Annotated in this window: 24 protein-coding genes, 1 tRNA gene and 1 pseudogene; 20 read left to right on the forward strand and 6 right to left on the reverse strand. The window is 57.5% G+C overall.

Translation table 11 applies throughout. The annotated features are described in order from the left end of the window. The first annotated feature begins 474 nt into the window (after nucleotides 1–474). Genes ACEN8Z_RS07575 through ctpM form a run of 3 tightly spaced genes read left to right on the forward strand, consistent with a single transcriptional unit; the run spans nucleotide 475 to nucleotide 3,893 of the window. Complete coding sequence (locus ACEN8Z_RS07575) at nucleotides 475–1,887, forward strand: Na+/H+ antiporter NhaC family protein (RefSeq protein WP_495597243.1); 1,413 nt, start codon at nucleotides 475–477, stop codon at nucleotides 1,885–1,887. Between the two features lie 10 nt (nucleotides 1,888–1,897). After that, a complete protein-coding gene (locus ACEN8Z_RS07580) occupies nucleotides 1,898–2,176 on the forward strand; it encodes an OprD family outer membrane porin (protein WP_495597244.1) in 279 nt (92 codons plus the stop codon). A gap of 34 nt (nucleotides 2,177–2,210) precedes the next feature. Further along, nucleotides 2,211–3,893 carry a methyl-accepting chemotaxis protein CtpM gene (ctpM, locus tag ACEN8Z_RS07585; RefSeq protein ID WP_495597245.1) on the forward strand — a complete coding sequence of 561 codons (1,683 nt, stop codon included), beginning with the start codon at nucleotides 2,211–2,213 and terminating at the stop codon, nucleotides 3,891–3,893. Here the strand turns inward: ctpM and ACEN8Z_RS07590 are convergent. From ACEN8Z_RS07590 to ACEN8Z_RS07610, 5 genes and pseudogenes are all read right to left on the reverse strand, one after another. Continuing rightward, nucleotides 3,890–4,038 (reverse strand): annotated as a pseudogene (locus tag ACEN8Z_RS07590) (U32 family peptidase); the annotation flags it as partial. The gene ctpM and the pseudogene ACEN8Z_RS07590 sit on opposite strands and share 4 nt — an antisense overlap. Nucleotides 4,039–4,258: 220 nt before the next feature. Beyond that, nucleotides 4,259–4,534 carry a hypothetical protein gene (locus tag ACEN8Z_RS07595; RefSeq protein WP_039592138.1) on the reverse strand — a complete coding sequence of 92 codons (276 nt, stop codon included), beginning with the start codon at nucleotides 4,532–4,534 and terminating at the stop codon, nucleotides 4,259–4,261. Further along, nucleotides 4,531–5,511: an integrase domain-containing protein gene (locus ACEN8Z_RS07600; protein WP_495597246.1), complete on the reverse strand. Its 981-nt coding sequence runs from the start codon at nucleotides 5,509–5,511 to the stop codon at nucleotides 4,531–4,533. The genes ACEN8Z_RS07595 and ACEN8Z_RS07600 overlap by 4 nt, the downstream gene beginning before the upstream one ends. A 990-nt stretch (nucleotides 5,512–6,501) precedes the next feature. Beyond that, nucleotides 6,502–7,830 carry a tyrosine-type recombinase/integrase gene (locus tag ACEN8Z_RS07605; RefSeq protein ID WP_495597247.1) on the reverse strand — a complete coding sequence of 443 codons (1,329 nt, stop codon included), beginning with the start codon at nucleotides 7,828–7,830 and terminating at the stop codon, nucleotides 6,502–6,504. A gap of 163 nt (nucleotides 7,831–7,993) precedes the next feature. Further along, nucleotides 7,994–8,078, reverse strand: a tRNA-Leu gene (locus ACEN8Z_RS07610). 107 nt (nucleotides 8,079–8,185) lie between these two features. On the opposite strand from ACEN8Z_RS07610, the gene queA reads away from it, so the two are divergent. The 6 genes from queA (at nucleotide 8,186) to ACEN8Z_RS07640 (ending at nucleotide 14,278) form a co-directional block, all read left to right on the forward strand. Next, complete coding sequence (queA, locus tag ACEN8Z_RS07615) at nucleotides 8,186–9,235, forward strand: tRNA preQ1(34) S-adenosylmethionine ribosyltransferase-isomerase QueA (RefSeq protein WP_495597248.1); 1,050 nt, start codon at nucleotides 8,186–8,188, stop codon at nucleotides 9,233–9,235. Nucleotides 9,236–9,249: 14 nt separating this feature from the next. Continuing rightward, complete coding sequence (gene tgt / locus ACEN8Z_RS07620) at nucleotides 9,250–10,365, forward strand: tRNA guanosine(34) transglycosylase Tgt (protein WP_495598097.1); 1,116 nt, start codon at nucleotides 9,250–9,252, stop codon at nucleotides 10,363–10,365. 44 nt (nucleotides 10,366–10,409) lie between these two features. Continuing rightward, on the forward strand, nucleotides 10,410–10,745 hold the full coding sequence (yajC, locus tag ACEN8Z_RS07625; protein WP_007956696.1) for a preprotein translocase subunit YajC: 336 nt from the start codon (nucleotides 10,410–10,412) through the stop codon (nucleotides 10,743–10,745). Between the two features lie 64 nt (nucleotides 10,746–10,809). After that, entirely contained in the window at nucleotides 10,810–12,681 is a 1,872-nt protein-coding gene (gene secD / locus ACEN8Z_RS07630; protein WP_495597249.1) for a protein translocase subunit SecD, read from the forward strand. A gap of 9 nt (nucleotides 12,682–12,690) precedes the next feature. Then, on the forward strand, nucleotides 12,691–13,605 hold the full coding sequence (gene secF, locus ACEN8Z_RS07635; protein WP_495597250.1) for a protein translocase subunit SecF: 915 nt from the start codon (nucleotides 12,691–12,693) through the stop codon (nucleotides 13,603–13,605). A gap of 121 nt (nucleotides 13,606–13,726) precedes the next feature. Next, on the forward strand, nucleotides 13,727–14,278 hold the full coding sequence (locus ACEN8Z_RS07640; RefSeq protein ID WP_116260464.1) for a glycine zipper 2TM domain-containing protein: 552 nt from the start codon (nucleotides 13,727–13,729) through the stop codon (nucleotides 14,276–14,278). A 259-nt stretch (nucleotides 14,279–14,537) separates the two neighbouring features. Here ACEN8Z_RS07640 and suhB read toward each other — a convergent pair whose 3' ends face one another. After that, nucleotides 14,538–15,356 carry a type III secretion system regulator SuhB gene (gene suhB / locus ACEN8Z_RS07645; protein WP_008053258.1) on the reverse strand — a complete coding sequence of 273 codons (819 nt, stop codon included), beginning with the start codon at nucleotides 15,354–15,356 and terminating at the stop codon, nucleotides 14,538–14,540. Between the two features lie 146 nt (nucleotides 15,357–15,502). Between suhB and trmJ the strand changes: the two genes are divergently transcribed. The 11 genes from trmJ to ndk all read left to right on the forward strand — a co-directional run bounded on the left by trmJ (nucleotide 15,503) and on the right by ndk (nucleotide 23,426). Continuing rightward, on the forward strand, nucleotides 15,503–16,273 hold the full coding sequence (gene trmJ, locus ACEN8Z_RS07650) for a tRNA (cytosine(32)/uridine(32)-2'-O)-methyltransferase TrmJ (RefSeq protein WP_495597251.1): 771 nt from the start codon (nucleotides 15,503–15,505) through the stop codon (nucleotides 16,271–16,273). A gap of 2 nt (nucleotides 16,274–16,275) precedes the next feature. After that, nucleotides 16,276–17,052, forward strand: a complete 777-nt coding sequence (gene cysE / locus ACEN8Z_RS07655) for a serine O-acetyltransferase (RefSeq protein WP_007998676.1) — start codon at nucleotides 16,276–16,278, stop codon at nucleotides 17,050–17,052. Between the two features lie 254 nt (nucleotides 17,053–17,306). Further along, nucleotides 17,307–17,798 carry a Fe-S cluster assembly transcriptional regulator IscR gene (gene iscR / locus ACEN8Z_RS07660; protein ID WP_007982741.1) on the forward strand — a complete coding sequence of 164 codons (492 nt, stop codon included), beginning with the start codon at nucleotides 17,307–17,309 and terminating at the stop codon, nucleotides 17,796–17,798. Between the two features lie 50 nt (nucleotides 17,799–17,848). Further along, nucleotides 17,849–19,063 carry an IscS subfamily cysteine desulfurase gene (locus tag ACEN8Z_RS07665; protein ID WP_429488281.1) on the forward strand — a complete coding sequence of 405 codons (1,215 nt, stop codon included), beginning with the start codon at nucleotides 17,849–17,851 and terminating at the stop codon, nucleotides 19,061–19,063. 101 nt (nucleotides 19,064–19,164) lie between these two features. Then, nucleotides 19,165–19,551: a Fe-S cluster assembly scaffold IscU gene (gene iscU, locus ACEN8Z_RS07670; RefSeq protein ID WP_007982746.1), complete on the forward strand. Its 387-nt coding sequence runs from the start codon at nucleotides 19,165–19,167 to the stop codon at nucleotides 19,549–19,551. Nucleotides 19,552–19,585: 34 nt separating this feature from the next. Continuing rightward, nucleotides 19,586–19,909, forward strand: coding sequence for an iron-sulfur cluster assembly protein IscA (gene iscA / locus ACEN8Z_RS07675; protein WP_003227904.1), 324 nt, complete (start codon nucleotides 19,586–19,588; stop codon nucleotides 19,907–19,909). Nucleotides 19,910–19,917: 8 nt separating this feature from the next. Next, complete coding sequence (hscB, locus tag ACEN8Z_RS07680; RefSeq protein ID WP_495598098.1) at nucleotides 19,918–20,439, forward strand: co-chaperone HscB; 522 nt, start codon at nucleotides 19,918–19,920, stop codon at nucleotides 20,437–20,439. A 51-nt stretch (nucleotides 20,440–20,490) separates the two neighbouring features. Then, complete coding sequence (hscA, locus tag ACEN8Z_RS07685) at nucleotides 20,491–22,353, forward strand: Fe-S protein assembly chaperone HscA (RefSeq protein ID WP_495597252.1); 1,863 nt, start codon at nucleotides 20,491–20,493, stop codon at nucleotides 22,351–22,353. Nucleotides 22,354–22,355: 2 nt separating this feature from the next. After that, nucleotides 22,356–22,697, forward strand: a complete 342-nt coding sequence (fdx, locus tag ACEN8Z_RS07690; protein WP_204929333.1) for an ISC system 2Fe-2S type ferredoxin — start codon at nucleotides 22,356–22,358, stop codon at nucleotides 22,695–22,697. Between the two features lie 14 nt (nucleotides 22,698–22,711). Next, nucleotides 22,712–22,912, forward strand: coding sequence for a Fe-S cluster assembly protein IscX (gene iscX, locus ACEN8Z_RS07695; RefSeq protein ID WP_429488275.1), 201 nt, complete (start codon nucleotides 22,712–22,714; stop codon nucleotides 22,910–22,912). 88 nt (nucleotides 22,913–23,000) lie between these two features. Then, the gene (gene ndk / locus ACEN8Z_RS07700; RefSeq protein WP_108216518.1) at nucleotides 23,001–23,426 is read left to right on the forward strand and encodes a nucleoside-diphosphate kinase; all 426 of its coding nucleotides are present in this window, start codon (nucleotides 23,001–23,003) and stop codon (nucleotides 23,424–23,426) included. Nucleotides 23,427–23,434 lie beyond the last annotated feature (8 nt).

A 23,434-nucleotide genomic window follows, 5' to 3' on the forward strand; every position in this document is an offset into this window, starting at 1 on the left:
GCACGAAACGTAACTCAGCGAGCATATTCTGGAACAGACTGTGAAAGAGGGTCATGAAAATCATGACACATATTTTCTGGGGACTTGGTGGGTTAGAATAACTCCTTAAATTAAAAGCTAGAAATACAATAAAAACAAAAGTCGATATTCGCTTGTTTGATGTCGCTGCCATAATTAAAAATATAGCAGGAGATAATATGAATCATTCACTTTTCGTCTTGGCTGAAATGGAGGTTGCGCATTCTTTTTTGAATGAAGCCTTCCCTCCTCGTGTAAGTTATTCCCACATATCCTCAGTTTCGCCAAGGAAGCCTGCGAGCCAGATTTCCTATGCTCTACATGAGTCCAGAGTTTGGCTGTCATGACAAGGCTTACCCTCTGGCAAGACCTGAACGGTCGGGTGCAAATGCGCTCGACCATAGCTCATTTCGAGGACATCGTAATCAACAACGGTGCTGGACTAGGTGAATTATTGTGAGCATAACAATTAGCAAATTTCTACCAAAAAACCTGACCTATAAACCAGGCAAGCAGTCGGCAATGCTAGCCACCGCTTTGCTCGGAGTCATAAGCTGTGTTTTTGTCGGTTTTTATGGGGCAGCAGACACGGCATGGGGGCTTCTGCCTATCCTAATCTATGCTGGCTTCTGCTTTTGGGGGTTGGACATATTATTGGCTACTTGTCTGGCGCTAGTAGCAGCTTTTGCAATCCTCCAACCTCAACCCCTCGAAGTTGGAGTGCTCTTAGGAGGAGCTTTAAGTAATAACGTCACCATCATCGGCTTAGTAGCTGTTATGGGTGCTGGACTCGGCGAGGTTCTACGGTCAACGGGCGTTGCACACAATGTTGTTCAGGCTGTATTGAACGGTGTAGGTATACGCTCGAAATACACCGCCATGATCGGAATCATGCTAGCTAGTATGTTGGTAGTATTCATGCTGGGCACGCTTGCCGGTTCTCTAGCTATCGCAGGACCGATCCTCATCGCTTTTTCAGCAGAATATAAGATCACCCGTAGAGCAACCGCTGTAGCGTTTCTATATGGAGGCTGTGCAGGCTTAGCCTTGGCACCATTTGCGGGCTCTAACATTGCTATTATGCAGGCAGCGGATGTGAGCTATTTGCAGTACCTAACTTTCGGCGCTGGGCCACTAGCAATTATGTCAATAATTGTTGGCATTCCGGTAATATTCTACCATCAGAAGCGTGCGGCTGCTGTAAACGATTACTACTCAGATACAGAGAGTGACGCGGAAACACCAGACTGTACGCATGTTAAACGCGCAACTTTTGTATTCATCAGCGGCTTGCTGTTGACGATTGTATACGCGGGCTACACCCGTGCAGGAATTACGTTACCACTTTTGGCTCTTCCACTAATGGCCTTTGCAACTGGGTGTGCGGCTGGGAAATCTCCTACCGAAGTCATCCATGCATTTTATCGTGGAGCAGGTAGCGTTATTAATCTGTTCTTACTGTTTTGGATGTTGGCAACACTTTTCAATGTCATTGATAAAATGGGCCCATTCGAACATCTGATAGCTGGATATCGCGACGACTTGACGCAGCTCTCCCCATACAGTTTCGTTCTGCTCGTGGCGATGATTGGCCTGTTAGGCGTACCAGGAGCGTCTGCTGCCGTTGTTGTTCTCGTAGACCAGATGTTTGGCGGTATCGCTGACCAAATGGGAATCAGTACGGCAGCTTGGATCATGGTCCTTATTTTCTCATCGAAAGGTGATTCGTACGGGCCTTTCCCAAGCGCCAACATGGCCACCTGTATGGGTATGGCGCGTTATGACAACCTTCGTTATATGTTGTTGAGCGGTTATACTCTATTGATTCCCTGCACCTTGATGTACGCCATTCTTCTGATTTTCGTTTAAGGAAACTTAAATGCAAAATCTAATCGCAGAAGTAGGTGTTCCTAGACTGACATTCATAACTCACGATGTCCAAGGACAGTATGTCCAGTTGACCGGAGGTGGAACGGGAAATGAACGGGAGCGAAATACTGAGCTTCAGTATTTGTGCCAGAGCAGTGCGCTCAAGAACCTGGGGATTCGATGGAGAAATGCCAGCAATCGCTTGGACTTTACTCGACCTTACGATCACCGCCTGTTTGATTCGTGCATACACTCACCCATCTCAACTTTCCCGCCGTTCTGCCTATAACCAGGCATGCCGCTTATAACTCGAGAGTAAAATTATGCGTCTGAGTCTGAAGAACAAGGTGTTGTCCCTCGCGGTGCTGCCGGTGTTGTTGTTTGCTGTTGTGATCAGTTTGACGACGGTGTGGATTCTTCAGGATCAGGCGCGCAAGGAGGTCGAGGAAACCCGTCAACGCTTGTTGTCGGATGCCAAGGCGACTCTGCAGAGTTATGTGGCGGTCGCGATGACCACGATCAAGCCGTTGTATGACGCAGCCGCTCCAGGCGATGACGCGGCCAGGGCTCAGGTGATCAAGTTGTTGTCGGGGATCAGTTACGGCAAGGAAGGTTATTTCTTCGGTTATGACTCGCAGATTATCCAACTGTTCAAGAGCACCAGCCCTGGCGGTATCGGCAAGAGTTTCGCCGAGTCGAAGGATCCGAATGGTGTGTACGTGAATCGCGATTTGGTCCGTGTGGCGAAGGAAGGCACGCATTATCTGGCCTACAGCTCGGCGCTGCCGGGCAATGAGAAGGTTCTGGTGCCCAAACTGGGTTACACCGAGTATCTGTCGAAGTGGGACATGGCGATCGGTACGTCGGTGAACCTCGACGGGATCGAGGCGCAGGTCGCGGTGATCGAGGCAAAGGTGACCGAGCGCATGAAAGGCGTGGTGTTGAGCATCGTCGGGGTCGCGGCGGTAGTGTTGCTGATCATTGCGATTGTCGGAATGGTGCTGGCCAATACTTTGCTGCGCCCGCTGCATCTGATGAAGGCCAATCTGGATGACATCGCGGCCGGTGATGGCGATCTGACCCGCCGCCTGGCAATTACCAGTCAGGATGAGTTGGGCGAGCTGGCCGGTTCGTTCAACCGCTTTGTCGACAAGATTCACGGCATGGTTCGGCAGATTACCGAGATGACCACTCAACTGACCGGGCTGGTGACGCAGGTCGCCGATCAGGCCAACCGTTCCGAGCAGGCGATGGAGCGTCAGCGCCACGAGACGGATCAGGTCGCCACGGCGATCAATGAGATGTCTTCGGCGGCCCAGGAAGTTGCGCGCAGTGCCCAAGGCGCGGCAGTGGCTGCACAGCAGACCGACGCCGAAGGCCAGACCGCCAAGCGTGTGGTGGACGGCAGTATCAAGCAGATTCATTCGCTGGTCAGTGATATCCGCGACAGCGGTGTGTCGCTGGACAGTTTGCAGCAGGACGTGTCGTCGATTGTCAGCGTACTGGGGGTGATTCGCTCGATTGCCGAACAGACTAACTTGTTGGCGCTCAACGCAGCCATTGAAGCGGCGCGGGCCGGGGAAGCCGGGCGCGGCTTTGCGGTGGTGGCGGATGAAGTGCGGGCGCTGGCCAGCCGTACGCAGCAGAGCACACAGGAAATTCAGGGGATGATTGATCGGTTGCAGACGGGCACGCAGTCGGCTGTCGAGGCCATGCGTCGTTCCAGTGAAGCGGGTGACGGCACGTCGGTGCAGGCCAATCAGGCCGGTGCGTCGCTGGATTCGATGGCGCAGTTGATCGGCACCATCAACGCCATGAACGCGCAGATTGCCAGCGCCGCCGAAGAACAGACCGCCGTGGCGGAAGAGATCAACCGCAGCGTACATCAGATTGCGGTGGCGGTGGACAACGTTGCGGGCGAGACCCAGAAGAGCGCCCAGACGTCCCGCAGCCTGGCGGACCTGGGGCAGCATTTAGGCACGTTGGTAGGGCAGTTCCGGATCTAGGCTTTCGAATCTCGCATCAATAACCCGAGCTGCAGATCCACCGGGTCGGGGATCAGCAGGTAGACGGGTGACCATCCCCCGGCGCGACGTCGATGTAGCCGCCCTGGGCGTTGTACAGTTGGTGCAGGTCGAAGTGGTAGTTGCCGCCAAGAACCTTGGAATTCGATGGGGAAATGCCAGCAATCGCTTGGACTTTACTCGGCAGAAAAGTACGCGCTTGAGATTGAAATCTTTACATTGAGCAGAGGATTTCGGGCTCAGATTTCGCGTAGCTGCACGCAAAACAGGCGTTTTCAGCGGTCAGTATGCGGGCAGTCTGGAAGGACCGACTTTTTCAACAGAATCGGCCGTTTTCTGACCTTCGCTTAGGGGGTGAACTGCCAGGATTTTCCTAGGCGATGAGTGAGTAATTGCATGGTCAGCAAATAGTAATAGCGCGTCGATTCAGTGCGCTGGTTTAGATGGTGATTCAAAAACCATGCAAGGTGTTTTCTCTGCCAAGTCCATGGATTGTCGCATTGCCAGCGCTCAGCGATCGCTGTTTGGATAGTCTTCGCCTGACGCAGGTGGCGTTGGCGTGTGGTGTGTGACCCGGTCAAGACGCCCGCCAGGAACAGCTCCATATCGAATGCAGTGTTCATGCTCGACCACCAATGTAAGCCGATACCACGCCGATACGGCCGTGCCCCAGCTCATAGCTGATTTGTACTCGGGCCTCCTGATCGAGGTGTCGGTTGAGCTGATAGCAATGGCCACCGTTGATAGGCGCGGGATGATGGGTGATTTGCTCGTAACGTTCGCATGCATAGGCTGCCCGCAATTCATGGAAGCCTTTGAGGTTGTTCTTATGGAGGATGTCCCGTGCGGGGCCGACGATTCCCTGCAAGAAATCGAGGTAGCGTTCGTTCGGTGCAAGCAGGTTGCGGCTATCGTCGGGCGAGACCTTTTGGGCAAACCTCAGTGCGTCACGAATATGATCATCCTCCCTGATCCAGCGAGGTGCTGACGCGCCTGAACGGCCACCTTTGGTACCGTCCTGGATGTTGATCTTGCCGTATTGTTCGGCCTCATGCTTCAAGCGCGGAAGGTCGGCCAAAATCGCCTCGCGTAAGCGCATGCCTGTGGCTCGTGCCAGCTGCACGATGGCAGCCGCGCGCGGCAGTTGGTATTCGCAGAGCGCCTCGACGATCCGCTTCACCTGTTCACGATCCTCGCCTTGCAGGGCTGCTGTGCGGACGGTTGTGCGCTGCAGTCCTAAAGCCTTGCTCGGACTCGACACCTTCACATACTGATCACCTCGCAGCGCGGCCATGGTCCGATTCGCACTGGATAATCGGTTTTGCGCAGTCGCGATAGCGAGCTCACCTTGTACAACTTGCTGGCGCAGATACCCGGCGTAGTCCAGCAAGGTCTGCCGATCAATTTGTCGCGCATCGTTAAACCCCGGCCCATCCTCCGACCGACACCAGCGTACAAATGCCTGCCAGCGATCACTATGCGCCTTGACCGTGCCGTAATGCCCACCGCCGAACATATCTTTCAACGCCTGCGGCCCGGCGTAGCTCAATTGCCGGCCATAGCCAAAATTGCGTCCATCCCGTCTGCCGACTAACGCCATAACCCCAATCCTCTCGATATCAAATCACTGAATCCTTCCCCCACGTCATCCCGCCAAGAATGCTGAGTGTTATCAGGGATCAAGGCCCCTGCGACCTGTGAGGGTTGTCCACTAACGCGGGACTGGCGGCTCTTTACGACCGGGAGCTTGGGCATCTCATGATCTGGCCTCCTGAACACTTCCGAGGAAGTGGGCGGGTGGAGGCTGCGCTGACTGACGAGACCGGCGCCGCGAGATCCTGAGTCGGGTTAAGGCAGCGATGCGATGACCGGTGCACGCCTGACTGTCAGTCAGGTGCAGTCCATTCCTTGGGCTGCGGCACCATCATCTGCATCGCTGTTGCTGGTGGCTTCGGTGTTTGTCACGCCGATTGTCACGAGGGGGAATGCCGCAATGCCTTGTACGAGGTGGGCTGCAGCAATGGTAGGAGCGCCCGTCTCTTTCCGGAAGAAAGAGACGGGCGCAGGTTGGCGCAATGAAATGGCCAAGCGAATAGGTTGCTGCAGGGCAGCTATAAAAGGGTATGAGTTGCCGCCAGTGGCACTCTGGTAGAAGTAGGCATCCATCACATCGCTGTGACCGTGCGAGCCGCCGGACGCTAATCGCACTTTGGGAGAACCACCACGGTGTGGCGTAGCCTTAAAGGTTCTGGCTACCTGGGTTGCTGTCAACGACAGCGCTTTGCCCGATCTTTTCTACGCCTGTGGATAATTCGGGTCAAGGCTCGAATTTTCCGGATTTCTGAGGCGGTGGAAGAAATTATCCACCGGTGGAAATCAGTGGTTTTCCACAGACAGCTGTATGGGCTTTAGATTTTTTAAGTGAGGTCCATCCAAACAGGGCGGCTTTGCAGCCCTGTTTGGATGGGCCCGCGTGGAAGGCTGGGCTGTGGAGATCTCACCGGCTTACCAGTGCTGGAATGCGCCACCGTAGTTTTGCAAGGCGATGATGTTGTCGTCGACCGGGTCGAATTGGTGAGGCGTCACGTGATCACTGAGTCGCCGTTGAGTCTGTCTCGATAGGCAGCTTTTGGATGTGATCATCTTTGTGTGTATGGGATGCTGTTAGAGGCGGTGCAGAAGGGCGTGCGAGGAACTGATTAACGCGAGTATCAAATTGATCGCGAAGGTTGGCTGTAATGCCTTCTTTGAGGGCGTCGAGATAGTCTGCATACCACTGCATCATGATCCGACGTTGCGGCAGGTATAGGGCTTGATTGTACTCACCAGAGATGCCGCCCTCGACGTGAGCCAGCTGGCTTTCGACATGGTCCTTCAGCCAGCCATGTTCGCGCAGCAGCGTGCTTGCGGTATGACGAGTGCCATGGCTGACGAGTCGTCCTTTATAGCCGATCTTGGCGAACACCAGGTTGATCGTGTTTTCACTGATGACTGGCTGCTTTTCACCATTGCCTGGGAATAGATACCGACTGCGGCCAGTGCTTTGGTTCAGTTTGGTAAGCATGGTAATCAATTGATGAGGTAGAGGGCTAACGTAGTCTCTGCGCATCTTCATGCGGGCGGCCGGGATGGTCCAAATCCCTTCCTCAAAATCGATTTCCTCCCATTTTGCGTAGCGAACCATGCCGGGGCGGCTCGCCGTTAGAATTGTCATCCATGATGCAATCCTCGCTGGTAGCCGGCTGGTGGTCTTGCTTAAGGCCCGGAGAAACTCAGGTAGTTCGTGTTCGTGCAGATGTGGGTAGTGTTGAGTGGGCGGTGGGGCTATCGCAATGGCATGGAGTTCGGAGGCTGGATTGTGTTCGCACAGGCCGCGTGCAATGGCTTGACTGAAAATCTGTTTCAGCCAGGTCCGGGTCTTGTCCGCAACATTGAAGGCGCCTCGTTTTTCGATGCAGGCCTGCAGTTTTGCGCAGTCGCTTCGCGTGATGAGCTCCAGTTGCTTCTCGCCGAGAGCGGGCAGTAGATCCTTATCGAGATAGTCGCGGATCTTCTTCAGCGTGGCGCTGCTGCGGCCGGAGTCCGATTTGAATTGGTACCAGTACTCCGCGGCTCGCCTGAAGGTGTTGAGCCCGGCCTCCTGCTGTCGCAGCTTGTCATCGCGGCGTTTGGCGCCGGGGTTGGTGCCTTGCTTGAGTAGGTTGCGGCATTCCGCAGCTCGTTCACGAGCTTCCTGCAAGGAGATATGCGGATACACGCCCAGTGACATGCGTGCCGCCCGACCCTGATACGTGTACCGGAAGTGCCAATACTTGCTGCCGTTGGGTTTCACCAGCAGGGCAAGACCCGAACTATCACTCAACGTGAACGGTCTGTCGGCAGGCTTGGACGCTTTGATTTGCAAGGCGGTCAATGGCATCGCTGTACTCCTCCGGTTCTCGAACTGGAATATGTACAGAAAATGTACCAAAAAGAGGCTGGCTGGCAAGGGACGGGGATGGAACCCCAGAGACCAAAAAGCCCGCAGTTAGCGGGCTCTAGGGGTGTTGCCTAGACGTCCTTGGACGTCTATGTACATCAAATGGTGCCCCGAGGGAGACTCGAACTCCCACTCCTTTCGAAAACGGATTTTGAATCCGCCGCGTCTACCAATTCCGCCATCAGGGCTCAATGGCGGCGAAGTATAGAGATGAGATAACCGCTGGTCAATCAGGTACATGGAGAATTTTTGATAATTCCGCTAGACTTCCCGGCCCTGCTAGACGAACCCCATCATGCGCGTTGCTGACTTTACTTTCGAGCTCCCCGATTCGCTGATCGCCCGCCATCCTTTGGCCGAGCGTCGCAATAGTCGCCTGTTGACCCTGGATGGGGTCAGCGGCGCCCTGGCACACCGTCAATTCACTGATTTGCTGGAGCATTTGCGTCCCGGCGACTTGATGGTGTTCAACAATACCCGGGTGATTCCGGCGCGGCTGTTTGGCCAGAAGGCTTCCGGCGGCAAGCTGGAAATCCTGGTGGAGCGGGTGCTGGACAGTCATCGCGTGCTGGCCCATGTGCGTTCCAGCAAGTCGCCCAAGCCTGGGTCGAAGATCCTGATCGACGGCGGTGGCGAGGCCGAGATGCTGGCGCGTCACGATGCGTTGTTCGAGCTGGGGTTCACTGAGGAGGTGTTGCCGCTGCTCGACCGCGTCGGGCACATGCCGTTGCCTCCTTATATAGACCGCCCGGACGAAGGCGCCGACCGCGAGCGTTACCAGACCGTCTACGCCGAGCGTTTGGGCGCGGTGGCGGCGCCGACGGCGGGGCTGCATTTCGATCAGGTGCTGATGGAGGCGATTGCCGCCAAGGGCGTCGAGACGGTGTTCGTGACCTTGCACGTTGGCGCGGGTACTTTCCAGCCGGTGCGGGTCGAGAAGATCGAAGACCACCACATGCACAGCGAATGGCTGGAAGTCGGCCAGGACGTGGTCGATGCGGTTGCCGCCTGTCGCGCGCGCGGAGGTCGGGTGGTGGCGGTGGGGACCACCAGTGTGCGTTCCCTGGAAAGCGCCGCCCGCGATGGCGTGCTCAAGCCGTTCAGCGGCGACACCGACATTTTCATCTACCCGGGCCGGCCGTTTCATGTGGTCGATGCCCTGGTCACCAACTTCCATTTGCCCGAATCCACGCTGTTGATGCTGGTTTCGGCGTTCGCCGGTTATCCCGAGACCATGGCCGCTTATAAAGCCGCCGTCGACAACGAGTACCGCTTTTTCAGCTACGGTGATGCGATGTTTATCACCCGTAACCCCGCGCCACGTGGCCCTGAGGAAACAGAATGAGTCGCCAATGTCGTATGTCTTTTGAGCTGCTTGCCACCGATGGCAAGGCTCGTCGCGGTCGTTTGACCTTCCCGCGCGGTACCGTCGAGACCCCGGCCTTCATGCCGGTGGGCACCTACGGCACGGTCAAGGGCATGCTGCCACGGGATATCGAGGCGACGGGCGCTGAAATCATTCTGGGCAACACCTTCCACCTGTGGCTGCGCCCGGGCACGGAAGTGATCAAGAAGCACGGCGATCTGCACGATTTCATGCAGTGGAAAGCCCCGATTCTGACCGACTCCGGCGGTTTCCAGGTGTTCAGCCTGGGCGCCATGCGCAAGATCAAGGAGGAGGGCGTGACCTTCGCTTCCCCGGTCGACGGCGCCAAGGTGTTCATGGGCCCGGAAGAGTCGATGCAGGTCCAGCGTGACCTGGGCTCCGACATCGTGATGATTTTTGACGAATGCACGCCGTACCCGGCGGACGAAGACGTCGCCCGCGTATCCATGGAACTGTCCCTGCGTTGGGCCCAGCGCTCGAAAAACGCCCATGGTGACAACACGGCGGCGCTGTTCGGTATCGTTCAGGGCGGCATGCACCAGGACCTGCGCATGCGCTCCCTGGAAGGCCTGGACAAGATCGGTTTCGACGGCCTGGCCATCGGCGGTCTGTCGGTGGGCGAGCCCAAGCATGAAATGATCAAGGTGCTGGATTACCTGCCGGGCCAGATGCCGGCTGACAAACCTCGTTACCTTATGGGCGTTGGCAAACCGGAAGACTTGGTTGAGGGTGTGCGCCGCGGTGTGGACATGTTCGATTGCGTGATGCCAACCCGTAATGCCCGCAATGGGCATCTGTTCATTGATACTGGCGTGCTGAAGATCCGTAACGCGTTCCATCGCCATGATGATTCGCCGCTGGATCCGACCTGCGATTGCTATACCTGCCAGAACTTCTCCCGCGCTTATCTGCATCACCTGGACAAGTGCGGCGAAATGCTGGGAAGCATGCTCAATACCATCCATAACTTGCGCCATTATCAAGTGCTTATGGCTGGTTTGCGCGAGGCTATTCAACAGGGTACATTGGCCGCCTTTGTCGATGCCTTCTACGCCAAACGCGGGTTACCTGTTCCGCCTTTGGACTGAGTTTTCTGACCCCAAGAATCAACATTTGCAACTAGGAGTGCTAAATGAGCTTTTTTATCTCTAATGCCATGGCAGACGCTGCTGCACCTGCGGCAGCCCCTATGGGCGGCGGTTTCGAGTGGATTTTCCTGGTCGGCTTCCTGGTCATCTTCTACCTGATGATCTGGCGTCCACAGGCCAAGCGCGCCAAAGAGCAGAAAAACCTGCTGAGCAGCCTGCAAAAGGGCGACGAAGTTGTGACCACCGGCGGTATCGCCGGCAAGATCACTAAAGTGGCCGACGATTTCGTCGTTCTGGAAGTTTCCGACACCGTCGAAATGAAATTCCAGAAAGGCGCCATTGCCGCCACGCTGCCAAAAGGCACGCTCAAAGCGATCTAAGTTTCAACTTCATATTCAATCGACGGGGCGCGCAAGGCGCCCCGCGTCATAAACGGGCGGCGTGATGCTGAACAAATATCCTCTGTGGAAATACATTCTGATCCTGGCGGTGCTGGCGGTCGGTCTGATTTATTCCGCTCCCAATCTTTATCCTGATGACCCGGCCATTCAGGTCAGCGGTGCAAGCACTGCGCTGCAGGTCAATCAGGCTGATCTGGATCGTGTGAGCGCTGCGCTCAAGGAATCCGGGATCAACGTCAAGGCAGCGACCCTGTCTGCCAGCGGCAAGGGCGGGCTGATTCGCCTGACCAAGGCTGAAGACCAGCTGCCGGCCAAGGACGTTGTACGCAAGGCGTTGGGTGATGACTACGTCGTTGCATTGAACCTGGCACAAACCACCCCGCAATGGCTGCGCAACCTCGCTGCGCACCCGATGAAGCTGGGTCTGGACTTGTCCGGTGGTGTGCACTTCCTGCTGGAAGTGGACATGGACAAAGCCCTCGATGCGCGCCTGAAAGTCTACGAAGGCGATGTAAAGAGCCTGCTGCGTAAAGAAAAGCTGCGCTATCGCAGCCTGCCGCAACTCAATGGTGCCATCCAGCTGGGCTTCGCTGATGAAGACAGCCGTGAACAGGCCCGTTCGATCATCCGCAAGAACTTCAACGATTTCGACATTGTTCCGGCCGACCTCAATGGTCAACCGGTGCTGCGTCTGGCGATGACCCCGGCCAAGCTGGCGGAAATCCGCGAATACTCCATCAAGCAGAACTTGACCACGGTGCGTAACCGCGTCAACGAGCTGGGTGTTGCCGAACCGATCGTCCAGCGTCAGGGCGCCAACCGCATCGTGGTTGAGCTGCCGGGCGTGCAGGACACCGCCGAAGCCAAGCGTATCCTCGGCAAGACGGCCAACCTCGAGTTCCGTCTGGCTGCTGAGCCGGGTGCTTCGAAAGCCACTTCCGAATCCTTCGAGTTCCGTGAGGGCAAGCGTCCTCCTGCGCTGATCGAGCGTGGCCTGATCATCACCGGTGACCAGGTGACTGACGCCAAGGCCGGTTTCGATTCTCAGCACGGTACGCCTGAAGTGAACATCCGCCTGGATGGCCACGGTGGCGAGCTGATGAGCCGTGCGACCCGCAGCAACGTCGGTCGCAGCATGGCGGTGATCTTCATCGAGCAGCGTCCGGTGACCACTTACACCAAGCAAGTGGTTAACGGCGTCGAGAAAGACGTAGCGGTTCAGTCGTTCAAAGAAGAGAAGAAGATCATCAGCCTGGCGACCATCCAGTCGCCGCTGGGGGCTCAGTTCCGTATCACCGGCCTGAACGGCCAGGGCGAGTCGTCCGAGCTGGCGCTGCTGCTGCGTGCCGGTGGTCTGGCTGCGCCGATGTATTTTGCTGAAGAACGCACCATTGGTCCTAGCCTGGGTGCGGACAACATCACCAAGGGTATTGATGCGTCGCTGTGGGGCATGCTGTTCGTCTCGCTGTTCATCATGGCCATCTACCGCTTCTTCGGCCTCATCGCCACCGTCGCCCTGGCGGTGAACATGGTGATGCTGCTGGCCCTGATGTCGCTGCTGGGTGCAACGCTGACCCTGCCGGGTATCGCCGGTATCGTGTTGACCATGGGTATGGCGGTCGACGCCAACGTGCTGATCTTCTCGCGGATTCGTGAAGAGATCGCCGCCGGCATGACCGTGCAGCGCGCAATCAACGAAGGCTTCGGCCGGGCATTCACCGCGATTCTCGACGCCAACCTGACCACCTTGCTGGTCGGCGGCATCCTCTTTGCCATGGGCACCGGCCCGGTCAAGGGCTTCGCAGTGACCATGTCCCTCGGGATCTTTACCTCGATGTTCACGGCCATCATGGTGACCCGCGCGATGGTCAACCTGATCTTCGGCGGTCGTGACTTCAAGAAGTTGTGGATTTAAGGGGCTGCCATGTTACGTACAATCAACTTCATGGGCGTTCGCAACTTTGCGTTCGGCGTCACATTGTTCCTTACCGCGCTGGCAATGTTCAGTGTCTTTCACAAGGGCATGAACTGGGGCCTGGACTTCACCGGCGGTACGCTCATCGAGCTGACCTACGAGCGTCCGGCCGACGTTACCAAGGTGCGTGAGCAGCTGGTGACCGCGGGTTATCACGAAGCTATCGTGCAGAACTTCGGTGCAACTACCGACCTGCTGGTGCGTATGCCTGGCGAAGATCCGCAACTGGGTCACCAGGTAGCCGAAGCCTTGCAGAAGGTCGGTGGCGAGAACCCGGCGACGGTCAAGCGTGTCGAGTTCGTCGGCCCGCAGGTGGGTGAAGAACTGCGCGACCAGGGCGGCCTCGGCATGCTGATGGCGCTGGGCGGCATCCTGATCTACCTGGCTTTCCGCTTTCAGTGGAAGTTTGCGGTCGGTGCGATCGTGTCCTTGATCCACGACGTGATCGTGACCATCGGTATCCTGTCGTTCTTCCAGATCACCTTCGACCTGACGGTGCTGGCGGCGGTACTGGCGATCATTGGTTACTCTCTCAACGACACCATCGTGGTATTCGACCGGGTTCGCGAGAACTTCCGCGTGCTGCGCAAGGCCAGCCTGATCGAGAACATCAACATCTCGACCACGCAAACCCTGCTTCGGACCATGGCGACTTCGATCTCCACCTTGCTGGCGATCGCGGCCCTGCTGTTCTTCGGCGGCGACAACCTGTTTGGCTTCTCCATCGCCCTGTTCATCGGTGTTATGGCGGGTACTTACTCGTCGATCTACATCGCTAACGTGGTGCTGATCTGGCTGAACCTAAGCACGGAAGACCTGATTCCTCCTGCCACTACCGAGAAGGAAGTCGACGACCGTCCTTGAAGGAAGCTTCCTGGGGTGGTGTAGTCCAAAAAAGGCGCGAGTTGAACTCGCGCCTTTTTTTGTGCTCCAAGGCTGGGAGAAGCGCGGACATGTTCCGCATGTGATGGTCCAGGAGGTTCATGTGAACAAGTCGATGCTGGTTGGTGCGGTACTGGGTGCTGTCGGTGTGACTGCCGGGGGTGCTGTGGCCACCTACAGCCTGGTTAAAAAAAGCGGCCCTGAGTTTGCTCAGGTATTAGCCGTTGAGCCGGTCAAGACACAAATCAAGACTCCGCGTGAAGTATGCAAGGATGTAACGGTCACCCGGCAGGCGCCGGTGAAAGATCAACATCAGATCGCCGGTACGGTGGTCGGTGCGTTGGCAGGTGGATTGCTGGGTAACCAGATCGGTGGCGGCACCGGTAAGAAGATCGCCACGGTCGCGGGTGCTGTCGGTGGTGGTTATGCCGGCAACAAGGTGCAGGAAGGCATGCAAGAGCGTGATACCTACACCACGACCCAGACCCGCTGTAATACGGTTAACGACATCAGTGACAAGGTTGTAGGTTACGACGTGCGTTATTCGCTGGACGGCAAGGAAGGCAAAGTGCGTATGGATCGCGATCCGGGCAATCAGATTCCTGTGGATAAAGAAGGCAAGTTGATCTTGTCGGAGAATCAGGCGGCTCAGTGATCAGCTGACGCTGGATAAAAAAGAAGCACCCTGCGGGGTGCTTTTTTGTGCCCGGGATTTATGGGTCGTTACGTGCCCCTTGTAGGAGCGAGCTTGCTCGCGAAGACCCCAAGGGCGCCGCGGTTATCAGATAGCGCGTGTTATCGTTCGCGGCCATCGCGAGCAAGCTCGCTCCTACAGTGGGTTTGTGGTGATTTCGAGTGCAAATTCCAGGCATAAAAAAAGCACCTCGCAGGGTGCTTTTTCTGTCGCTGGAAGCTTAGCGCTTCAGCGAGGCCGGCAGGTGCGGCTGGATGGCCGTCAGGACTGCCTTGAAGCATTTGGTGTTGCCGGCAACGACGTGGCCTTTTTCAAGGAAGTCGTGACCGCCGGTGAAGTCGCTCACCAAGCCGCCGGCTTCCTGGATCAGCAGGGCGCCTGCAGCCATGTCCCACTCGGACAGGCCCGATTCCCAGAACGCGTCGAAACGGCCGGCAGCCACGTAGGCCAGGTCCAGGCTTGCCGAACCTGCGCGGCGGATGCCGGCGGTCTGGCCAACCAGTGCGCGGAACATGCCCAGGTAGTTGTCGAGGTTGTCCATCTGGTCGTCACGGAACGGGAAGCCGGTACCCAGCAGGGCGCCGTCCAGGCTGGTACGGCCGCTGACGCGCAGGCGACGACCGTTCAGTTGAGCGCCGCGACCACGGCTGGCGGTGAATTCTTCCTGGCGAACCGGGTCCAGAACAACGGCGTGTTCCAGGCGACCGCGGTATTTGCAGGCGATGCTGACAGCGAAGTGAGGAATGCCGCGCAGGAAGTTGGTGGTGCCGTCCAGCGGATCGATGATCCACAGGTACTCTTCGCCTTCGATGCCGGTGCCGGCGTGCATGCCGGTCTCTTCACCCAGGATCGAGTGATTCGGGTAGGCCTTGCGCAGGGCGTCGATGATTTTCTGTTCGGCGGCGCGATCCACCTCGGATACGTAATCCTTGGCGTCTTTTTCGTCGACCTTGATGGTATCCAGGCGCTCGATGGAGCGGAAGATCAATTCACTGGCGCTGCGGGCGGCGCGCAGCGCGATATTCAGCATGGGCTGCATGGATGTGTCACCTAAGGTTGTTAAAGAAAGCCGGGCATTCTATCAGAAAGTTTCTACAGGAGAAGGACGACGTTCGCTTTCATAGCTTAACGGTAGGTGTAGCTGTAAGATTCTGCTCCCGATTATTGTGTTCGAGAGCGCCTCCCTTGCTGCAAAACATTCGTGTCGTCCTGGTCAATACCAGCCATCCGGGCAATATCGGCGGGGCTGCGCGTGCCATGAAGAACATGGGGCTGTCGCGGCTGGTGCTGGTCGAGCCTCGTCTGTTCCCGCATCACGAGGCCGATGCCCGTGCCTCCGGTGCCGGGGATGTCCTTGAAAACGCGCAAGTCGTCGCCACCTTGGAAGATGCCTTGGTCGGTTGCAACCTGGTGCTCGGCACCAGCGCCCGCGACCGGCGCATTCCCTGGCCGCTGCTCGATCCCCGCGAATGCGGCGCGAAAGTGGTCGAGGAAGCGGGGCAAGGTGCGGAAATCGCCCTGGTGTTCGGTCGCGAAGATTCCGGCCTGACCAACGAAGAGCTGCAGCGATGTCATTACCACGTGCACATTCCATCGGACCCTGAGTTCAGCTCGCTGAACCTTGGGGCGGCGGTGCAGGTGTTGGGTTATGAAGTGCGCATGTCCTGGCTGGCGGCCCAAGGTCAGCCGAGCAAGGTCGAGAAGGAAGAAGTGGCTTCGGTCAAAAGCGCTGAGCTGGCGACCATGGATGAACTGGAGCGATTCTATGAACACCTGGAACAAACCCTGGTGGCCATCGAATTCCTCGATCCGGAAAAGCCGCGGCACTTGATGGCGCGCCTGCGCCGGTTGTACGGACGCAGCTCGGTCAGTCGGGCGGAAATGAATATTTTGCGTGGCATCCTCACGGAAACCCAGAAAGCGGCCCGTGGTGAGCTTCTAAATCGGAAGGATTAATGATGTTCGAGCGTTTGCGTGAAGATATCCAGAGCGTATTCCACCGAGACCCGGCGGCGCGTAACGCTTTTGAAGTCCTGACTTGCTACCCGGGCATGCACGCCATCTGGATTCACCGTTTGTCGGCGATGCTATGGCGCGCGGACCTGAAATGGCTGGCGCGGTTGGTGTCGAACTTCGGCCGCTGGTTGACCGGGATCGAGATTCATCCGGGCGCCAAGGTGGGTCGTCGCTTCTTTATTGACCATGGCATGGGCATCGTCATCGGTGAAACCGCCGAGATCGGCGACGACGTGACCATTTATCAGGGCGTCACCCTTGGTGGCACCAGCTGGAATAAAGGCAAGCGCCACCCGACGCTGGGTGATGGTGTCGTTGTCGGTGCCGGCGCCAAGGTACTTGGCCCGTTTACTGTTGGTGCGGGTGCCAAGGTCGGCTCCAACGCGGTGGTGACCAAAGAGGTTCCACCGGGTGCCACGGTGGTGGGTATTCCGGGGCGAATCATCGTCAAGCCCGACGAAGAGCAGGACGCCAAGCGCAAGGCCATGGCTGAGAAAATCGGCTTCGATGCCTACGGTGTGACAGAAGACATGCCGGACCCGGTGGCTCGCGCCATTAATCAGTTGCTCGATCACCTGCAGGCAGTCGACGGGCGTCTGGAGGGGATGTGCGGGGCGTTGAAGGATCTGGGCAGTAATTACTGTGCGAAAGATCTGCCTGAGCTGCGCGAGGAAGACTTCGCCTGTGTGAAGGACAAGGATCAGAGTCAGGCCAGCTAGACCGCGCCGCTCCCTTCGCGAGCAAGCCCGCTCCCACAGGAGATCAAGTTGTCCGGGTGGGCGCGGTCCAATGTGGGAGCGAGCTTGCTCGCGATGAACGATGACGCGGTACTGCTGGCTGTATACGGCCAGCCTTTGCTATGATGCGGCCGCTCTTTTGCGGGTAAACCTGACTAAAGTACTAGGTCTTATAGTTGACTTAAATACTCGGGAATTGCATACTCGCCTCATTCCGAACTCCGTGGTAATTGTCCATGCGACTGACTACAAAAGGCCGATACGCCGTGACCGCCATGCTTGATCTGGCGTTGCACGCGCAGCACGGGCCCGTGTCCCTGGCCGATATCTCCGAGCGCCAAGGCATCTCCCTGTCCTACCTCGAACAGCTTTTCGCCAAGCTGCGCCGCAGCAATCTGGTGTCCAGTGTGCGTGGTCCGGGCGGTGGTTACCAGTTGTCCCGCGATATGCAGGGCATTCAGGTCGCCCAGGTGATCGATGCGGTAAACGAATCGGTCGATGCCACCAAATGCCAGGGGCAGGGTGATTGCCATTCCGGCGACACTTGCCTGACTCACCACTTGTGGTGCGATCTGAGCCTGCAGATTCACGAATTTCTGAGCGGTATCAGCTTGGCTGATCTTGTGACTCGCCGTGAGGTGCAAGAAGTAGCCCAGCGTCAGGACCAGCGCCGTTGCAACAGCAAGGTGCCGCGCCTGGACAAGATTGAAGCGTCCGCCGTCGAATGACAGCCAAAGAGCTAGCGGCACGCCAGCCAGCCTGATTTAGGAGATAGTCCATGAAATTGCCGATTTACCTTGATTACTCTGCGACCACCCCGGTTGATCCGCGTGTTGCGCAAAAAATGAGTGAATGCCTGCTGGTCGACGGAAACTTCGGTAACCCGGCGTCCCGTTCCCACGTGTTCGGCTGGAAGGCCGAAGAGTCCGTTGAAAACGCTCGCCGTCAGGTCGCCGACCTGGTCAACGCCGATCCGCGTGAAATCGTCTGGACCTCCGGTGCCACCGAGTCCGACAACCTGGCAATCAAGGGTGCGGCGCATTTCTATGCCACCAAGGGCAAGCACCTGATCACCACCAAGATTGAGCACAAGGCTGTCCTCGACACCATGCGCCAACTGGAGCGTGAAGGTTTTGAAGTCACCTACATCGAGCCTCGCACCGATGGCCTGGTGACGCCTGAAATGATCGAAGCAGAACTGCGTGATGACACCATCCTGGTTTCGGTCATGCACGTGAACAACGAAATCGGCACCATCAACGACATCGCAGCCATCGGCGAACTGACCCGCTCCAGGGGCATCCTGTTCCACGTCGACGCTGCTCAGTCCACCGGCAAGGTCGATATCGACCTGTCAAAACTGAAAGTCGACTTGATGTCGTTCTCTGCCCACAAAACCTACGGTCCTAAAGGCATCGGCGCCCTGTACGTGAGCCGCAAGCCGCGCGTACGTATCGAAGCGACCATGCACGGCGGCGGTCACGAGCGCGGCATGCGTTCCGGTACCCTGGCGACCCACCAGATCGTCGGTATGGGCGAAGCTTTCCGTGTAGCCAAGGAAGACATGGCTGCCGAGAACGTGCGCATCAAGGCCCTGAGCGACCGTTTCTTCAAACAGGTCGAGCATCTGGAAGAGCTGTACGTCAACGGCAGCATGACCGCCCGCGTTCCGCACAACCTGAACCTGAGCTTCAACTACGTTGAAGGCGAGTCGCTGATCATGGCGCTCAAGGATCTGGCGGTTTCGTCCGGTTCGGCCTGCACCTCTGCATCGCTTGAGCCTTCGTACGTACTGCGCGCCCTGGGCCGCAACGACGAACTGGCCCACAGTTCGATCCGTTTCACCTTCGGCCGCTTCACCACCGAAGAAGAAATCGACTACGCCGCGCAGAAAGTCTGCGAGGCGGTTATCAAGCTGCGAGCTCTGTCGCCGCTGTGGGACATGTACAAAGATGGTGTCGATATCTCGAAGATCGAGTGGGCGGCACACTAACTATAGAAGCCGCCGGATACAGGTCCTGTAGCGACGCGGCGACTGACGCAGCGTAACTGCAGGGCCTCAAGAGCGGCCCTGATGAGTGAGGATTGAGAATCATGTCTTACAGTGAAAAGGTCATCGACCACTACGAAAACCCGCGCAACGTCGGCAAGATGGACGCGGAAGATCCTGATGTCGGCACCGGCATGGTCGGCGCTCCGGCGTGCGGCGACGTGATGCGCCTGCAGATCAAGGTCAACGACGCCGGCATCATCGAAGATGCCAAGTTCAAGACTTACGGCTGCGGTTCGGCTATCGCTTCCAGCTCCCTCGCCACCGAGTGGATGAAGGGCAAGACCCTGGACGAAGCAGAAACCATCAAGAACACTCAGCTGGCTGAAGAACTGGCCCTGCCGCCAGTGAAAATTCACTGCTCGGTACTCGCTGAAGACGCCATCAAGGCGGCTGTTCGCGATTACAAGCAGAAGAAAGGCTTGATCTGATTTTCGAGTTTTGGCGACGAGTAAGGAGTCACCGATGGCTATCAGCATGACAGAAGCGGCTGCTCGACACGTGCGGCGCTCCCTCGACGGGCGCGGCAAAGGTGAAGGGATTCGTCTGGGTGTTCGCACCACAGGCTGTTCCGGCCTTGCCTACGTGCTGGAGTTTGTCGACGAGGTGGTTGCAGAGGATCAGGTGTTCGAGAGTCACGGCGAAAAAGTGATCATCGACCCGAAAAGCCTGGCCTACCTGGACGGCACCGAGCTCGATTTCGTCAAGGAAGGGTTGAACGAAGGCTTCAAGTTCAACAACCCCAACGTACGCGGTGAATGTGGCTGCGGCGAAAGCTTCAACATCTGAGGCTTGTCGTGGGTACTCCTTGTCATTTCGCTTTATTCGAGCTGCAACCGAGTTTTAACCTGGACCTCGATCAGCTGGCTACGCGCTATCGCGAGCTGGCGCGCGGTGTTCATCCGGACCGCTTTGCCGACGCTTCCGAACGCGAACAACGATTGGCCCTGGAGCGATCGGCGAGCCTCAACGAGGCCTACCAGACGCTCAAGAGTCCGCCCAAGCGCGCGCGCTACCTGCTCGCCTTGAATGGTGGCGAGCTGCCGCTGGAAGTCACGGTGCATGATCCGGAGTTCCTTCTGCAACAAATGGAGTTGCGTGAAGAGCTCGAGGACCTGCAGGACAGTGCCGACCTCAACGGCGTTGCGGTCTTCAAGCGCCGCCTGAAGGCAGCCCAGGATGAGCTGAACCAAAGCTTCGCAGCTTGCTGGAATGATGCCGCGCAACGTGAACGGGCCGAACGCCTGATGCGGCGCATGCAGTTCCTCGACAAGCTCACTTACGAAGTGCGCCAGTTAGAAGAGCGCCTCGACGATTAACCCAGTGCCGCTCCGGTCGCACGCCTGATATACAGATAAGTCCTGATAACGATGGCCCTACTGCAGATCGCCGAACCCGGCCAAAGTCCTCAACCGCACCAGCGTCGTCTGGCTGTGGGGATCGACTTGGGCACTACCAATTCGCTGGTCGCTGCATTGCGCAGTGGTCTTTCCGAGCCTCTGGCTGACGCAGAAGGGCGGGTCATCCTGCCGTCTGCCGTGCGCTACCACGCCGATCGCGTCGAAGTCGGCGAGTCGGCCAAGCTGGCTGCCGCCACCGATCCCTTGAACACCGTGCTGTCGGTCAAGCGCTTGATGGGTCGTGGTCTGTCCGACGTCAAGCAATTGGGCGAGCAACTGCCGTACCGTTTTGTTGACGGCGAGTCGCACATGCCGTTCATCGAGACGATCCAGGGCCCGAAAAGCCCGGTCGAAGTCTCTGCCGATATCCTCAAGGTCCTGCGCCAGCGCGCTGAGGCGACCCTGGGTGGCGAGCTGGTGGGCGCGGTGATCACCGTTCCGGCCTATTTCGATGATGCCCAACGTCAAGCCACCAAGGATGCAGCCAAACTGGCCGGTCTGAACGTGCTGCGTTTGCTCAATGAGCCGACGGCGGCGGCGGTGGCTTACGGTCTGGATCAGCATGCCGAAGGCCTGGTCGCCATTTATGACCTGGGCGGCGGCACCTTCGATATTTCGATTCTGCGCCTGACTGGCGGTGTGTTCGAAGTCCTGGCTACCGGCGGCGACAGCGCCCTGGGTGGCGATGACTTCGACCACGCGATCGCTGGCTGGATCATTGAGGGCGCCGGTCTGTCCGCTGACCTCGATCCGGGTGTGCAGCGCAATTTGCTGCAAACCGCCTGCGCGGCCAAGGAAGCACTGACCGATGCTGCGGCCGTTGAAGTTGCCTATGGCGACTGGAAGGCCGAACTGTCCCGTGAAGCTTTCAATGCGCTGATCGAGCCGATGGTGGCTCGCAGCCTGAAAGCTTGCCGTCGCGCTGTTCGCGATTCCGGCATCGAGCTGGAAGACGTGCATGCCGTGGTCATGGTTGGTGGTTCGACTCGCGTGCCTCGTGTTCGTGAAGCCGTCGCCGAAGCTTTCGCTCGCCAGCCGCTGACAGAAATCGATCCGGATCAAGTGGTGGCCATTGGTGCTGCGATCCAGGCCGATACGCTGGCTGGTAACAAGCGTGATGGTGGCGAACTGCTGCTGCTCGACGTGATCCCGTTGTCCCTTGGTCTGGAAACCATGGGCGGCCTGATGGAAAAGGTGATTCCGCGCAACACCACCATTCCCGTCGCCCGCGCTCAGGATTTCACCACTTATAAAGACGGTCAGTCGGCCATGGCCATCCATGTGTTGCAGGGTGAGCGTGAGCTGATCAGCGACTGCCGTTCCCTCGCTCGTTTCGAACTGCGTGGTATTCCAGCGATGGTGGCTGGTGCTGCGAAGATTCGCGTGACCTTCCAGGTCGATGCCGATGGTCTGCTCAGTGTTTCCGCCCGCGAACTGGGTTCGGGCGTCGAGGCTAGCATTCAGGTCAAACCGTCCTACGGCCTGACCGACGGCGAAATCGCCAAAATGCTCAAGGACTCGTTCCAGCACGCCAATGACGACAAAGTTGCCCGCGTGTTGCGCGAGCAGCAGGTCGATGCCCAGCGCCTGATCGAAGCGGTGCAGGGTGCTCTGGAGGCTGATGGCGATCGTCTGCTCGATGCCGAAGAGCGCATGGTCATCGAGATGCAGATGCAGGAACTGAGCGAACTGATGAAAGGTACCGATGGTTACGCCATCGAGCAGCAGACCAAGCGTCTGTCGCAAGTGACCGACGCCTTTGCTGCCCGCCGCCTGGACTCGACGGTGAAAGCCGCGCTGGCGGGGCGCAACCTGAATGAGATTGAGGAATAACGATGCCGCAGGTCATTTTTCTGCCACACGAGAAGTTTTGCCCCGAGGGCATGGTTGTTGAGGCTGAGACGGGTATTTCCATCCTCGAGCTGGCCCATGAACACCATATCGAGATGGAAAGCGCCTGTGGCGGCGTCTGCGCCTGCACCACTTGTCATTGCATCATCCGCGAGGGTTTCGACTCGCTGGAAGAGGCTGACGAGCTGGAAGAAGACTACCTTGACAAGGCTTGGGGGCTGGAAGCTCAATCGCGCCTGGGTTGTCAGGCCAAGGTCGGTGTCGAAGACCTGACCGTCGAAATTCCGAAGTACTCGCTCAACCACGCAGCCGAAGCACCGCACTGATTCAAGGAATTGTCATGAAACTCAAGTGGACTGATGTGCTGGAGATCGCGATCCAGCTAGCTGAAAGCAAGCCCGACGTGGACCCTATGTCGGTCAACTTCGTCGATCTGCGTAATTGGGTGATGGAACTGCCCGATTTCGACGACATGCCTGAGCATTGTGGCGAAAAGATCCTGGAGGCCATTCAGGCCCATTGGATCGAAGAACGCGACTGAGCCACGCCGCAGGTTAGGCAATACCCGAGAACCCGCGTATAATTCGCGGGTTTAATTTTTCGTAAATTACCGTTTCTGGAGTTACACCATGGCTGTTCAACGTACTTTCTCCATCATCAAGCCTGACGCCGTTGCTAAAAACGTGATCGGCGAGATCACCACTCGTTTCGAAAAAGCTGGCCTGCGCGTTGTAGCTTCGAAACTGAAGCAACTGTCCAAAGCCGAAGCTGAAGGCTTCTACGCTGAGCACAGCGCTCGTGGTTTCTTCAACGACCTGGTTGCTTTCATGATCTCCGGTCCGGTTGTCGTTCAGGTTCTGGAAGGCGAGAACGCTATCGCTCTGAACCGTGAGCTGATGGGCGCTACCAACCCTAAAGAAGCAGCTCCGGGCACCATCCGTGCTGACTTCGCTGACTCCATCGACGCCAACGCCGTACACGGTTCGGACTCCGAAGCCGCTGCCGCTCGCGAAATCGCATACTTCTTCGCAGCTACTGAAGTAACCACTCGCTAAGCATCGGC

This window comes from Pseudomonas sp. Pseusp10 (assembly GCF_059492225.1).

What these genes read in the sequence shown, in the direction of transcription:
- ACEN8Z_RS07600 (WP_495597246.1), bottom strand. Translation starts at nt 5,511, where the DNA reads ATGGCGTTAGTCGGCAGACGGGATGGACGCAATTTTGGCTATGGCCGG.
- cysE (WP_007998676.1), top strand. Translation starts at nt 16,276, where the DNA reads ATGTTCGAGCGTTTGCGTGAAGATATCCAGAGCGTATTCCACCGAGAC.
- secD (WP_495597249.1), top strand. Translation starts at nt 10,810, where the DNA reads ATGCTGAACAAATATCCTCTGTGGAAATACATTCTGATCCTGGCGGTG.
- fdx (WP_204929333.1), top strand. Translation starts at nt 22,356, where the DNA reads ATGCCGCAGGTCATTTTTCTGCCACACGAGAAGTTTTGCCCCGAGGGC.
- tgt (WP_495598097.1), top strand. Translation starts at nt 9,250, where the DNA reads ATGTCTTTTGAGCTGCTTGCCACCGATGGCAAGGCTCGTCGCGGTCGT.
- ctpM (WP_495597245.1), top strand. Translation starts at nt 2,211, where the DNA reads ATGCGTCTGAGTCTGAAGAACAAGGTGTTGTCCCTCGCGGTGCTGCCG.
- iscR (WP_007982741.1), top strand. Translation starts at nt 17,307, where the DNA reads ATGCGACTGACTACAAAAGGCCGATACGCCGTGACCGCCATGCTTGAT.
- ndk (WP_108216518.1), top strand. Translation starts at nt 23,001, where the DNA reads ATGGCTGTTCAACGTACTTTCTCCATCATCAAGCCTGACGCCGTTGCT.
- iscA (WP_003227904.1), top strand. Translation starts at nt 19,586, where the DNA reads ATGGCTATCAGCATGACAGAAGCGGCTGCTCGACACGTGCGGCGCTCC.
- ACEN8Z_RS07580 (WP_495597244.1), top strand. Translation starts at nt 1,898, where the DNA reads ATGCAAAATCTAATCGCAGAAGTAGGTGTTCCTAGACTGACATTCATA.
- queA (WP_495597248.1), top strand. Translation starts at nt 8,186, where the DNA reads ATGCGCGTTGCTGACTTTACTTTCGAGCTCCCCGATTCGCTGATCGCC.
- iscU (WP_007982746.1), top strand. Translation starts at nt 19,165, where the DNA reads ATGTCTTACAGTGAAAAGGTCATCGACCACTACGAAAACCCGCGCAAC.
- ACEN8Z_RS07605 (WP_495597247.1), bottom strand. Translation starts at nt 7,830, where the DNA reads ATGCCATTGACCGCCTTGCAAATCAAAGCGTCCAAGCCTGCCGACAGA.
- suhB (WP_008053258.1), bottom strand. Translation starts at nt 15,356, where the DNA reads ATGCAGCCCATGCTGAATATCGCGCTGCGCGCCGCCCGCAGCGCCAGT.
- ACEN8Z_RS07665 (WP_429488281.1), top strand. Translation starts at nt 17,849, where the DNA reads ATGAAATTGCCGATTTACCTTGATTACTCTGCGACCACCCCGGTTGAT.
- hscA (WP_495597252.1), top strand. Translation starts at nt 20,491, where the DNA reads ATGGCCCTACTGCAGATCGCCGAACCCGGCCAAAGTCCTCAACCGCAC.
- secF (WP_495597250.1), top strand. Translation starts at nt 12,691, where the DNA reads ATGTTACGTACAATCAACTTCATGGGCGTTCGCAACTTTGCGTTCGGC.
- ACEN8Z_RS07595 (WP_039592138.1), bottom strand. Translation starts at nt 4,534, where the DNA reads ATGAACACTGCATTCGATATGGAGCTGTTCCTGGCGGGCGTCTTGACC.
- iscX (WP_429488275.1), top strand. Translation starts at nt 22,712, where the DNA reads ATGAAACTCAAGTGGACTGATGTGCTGGAGATCGCGATCCAGCTAGCT.
- yajC (WP_007956696.1), top strand. Translation starts at nt 10,410, where the DNA reads ATGAGCTTTTTTATCTCTAATGCCATGGCAGACGCTGCTGCACCTGCG.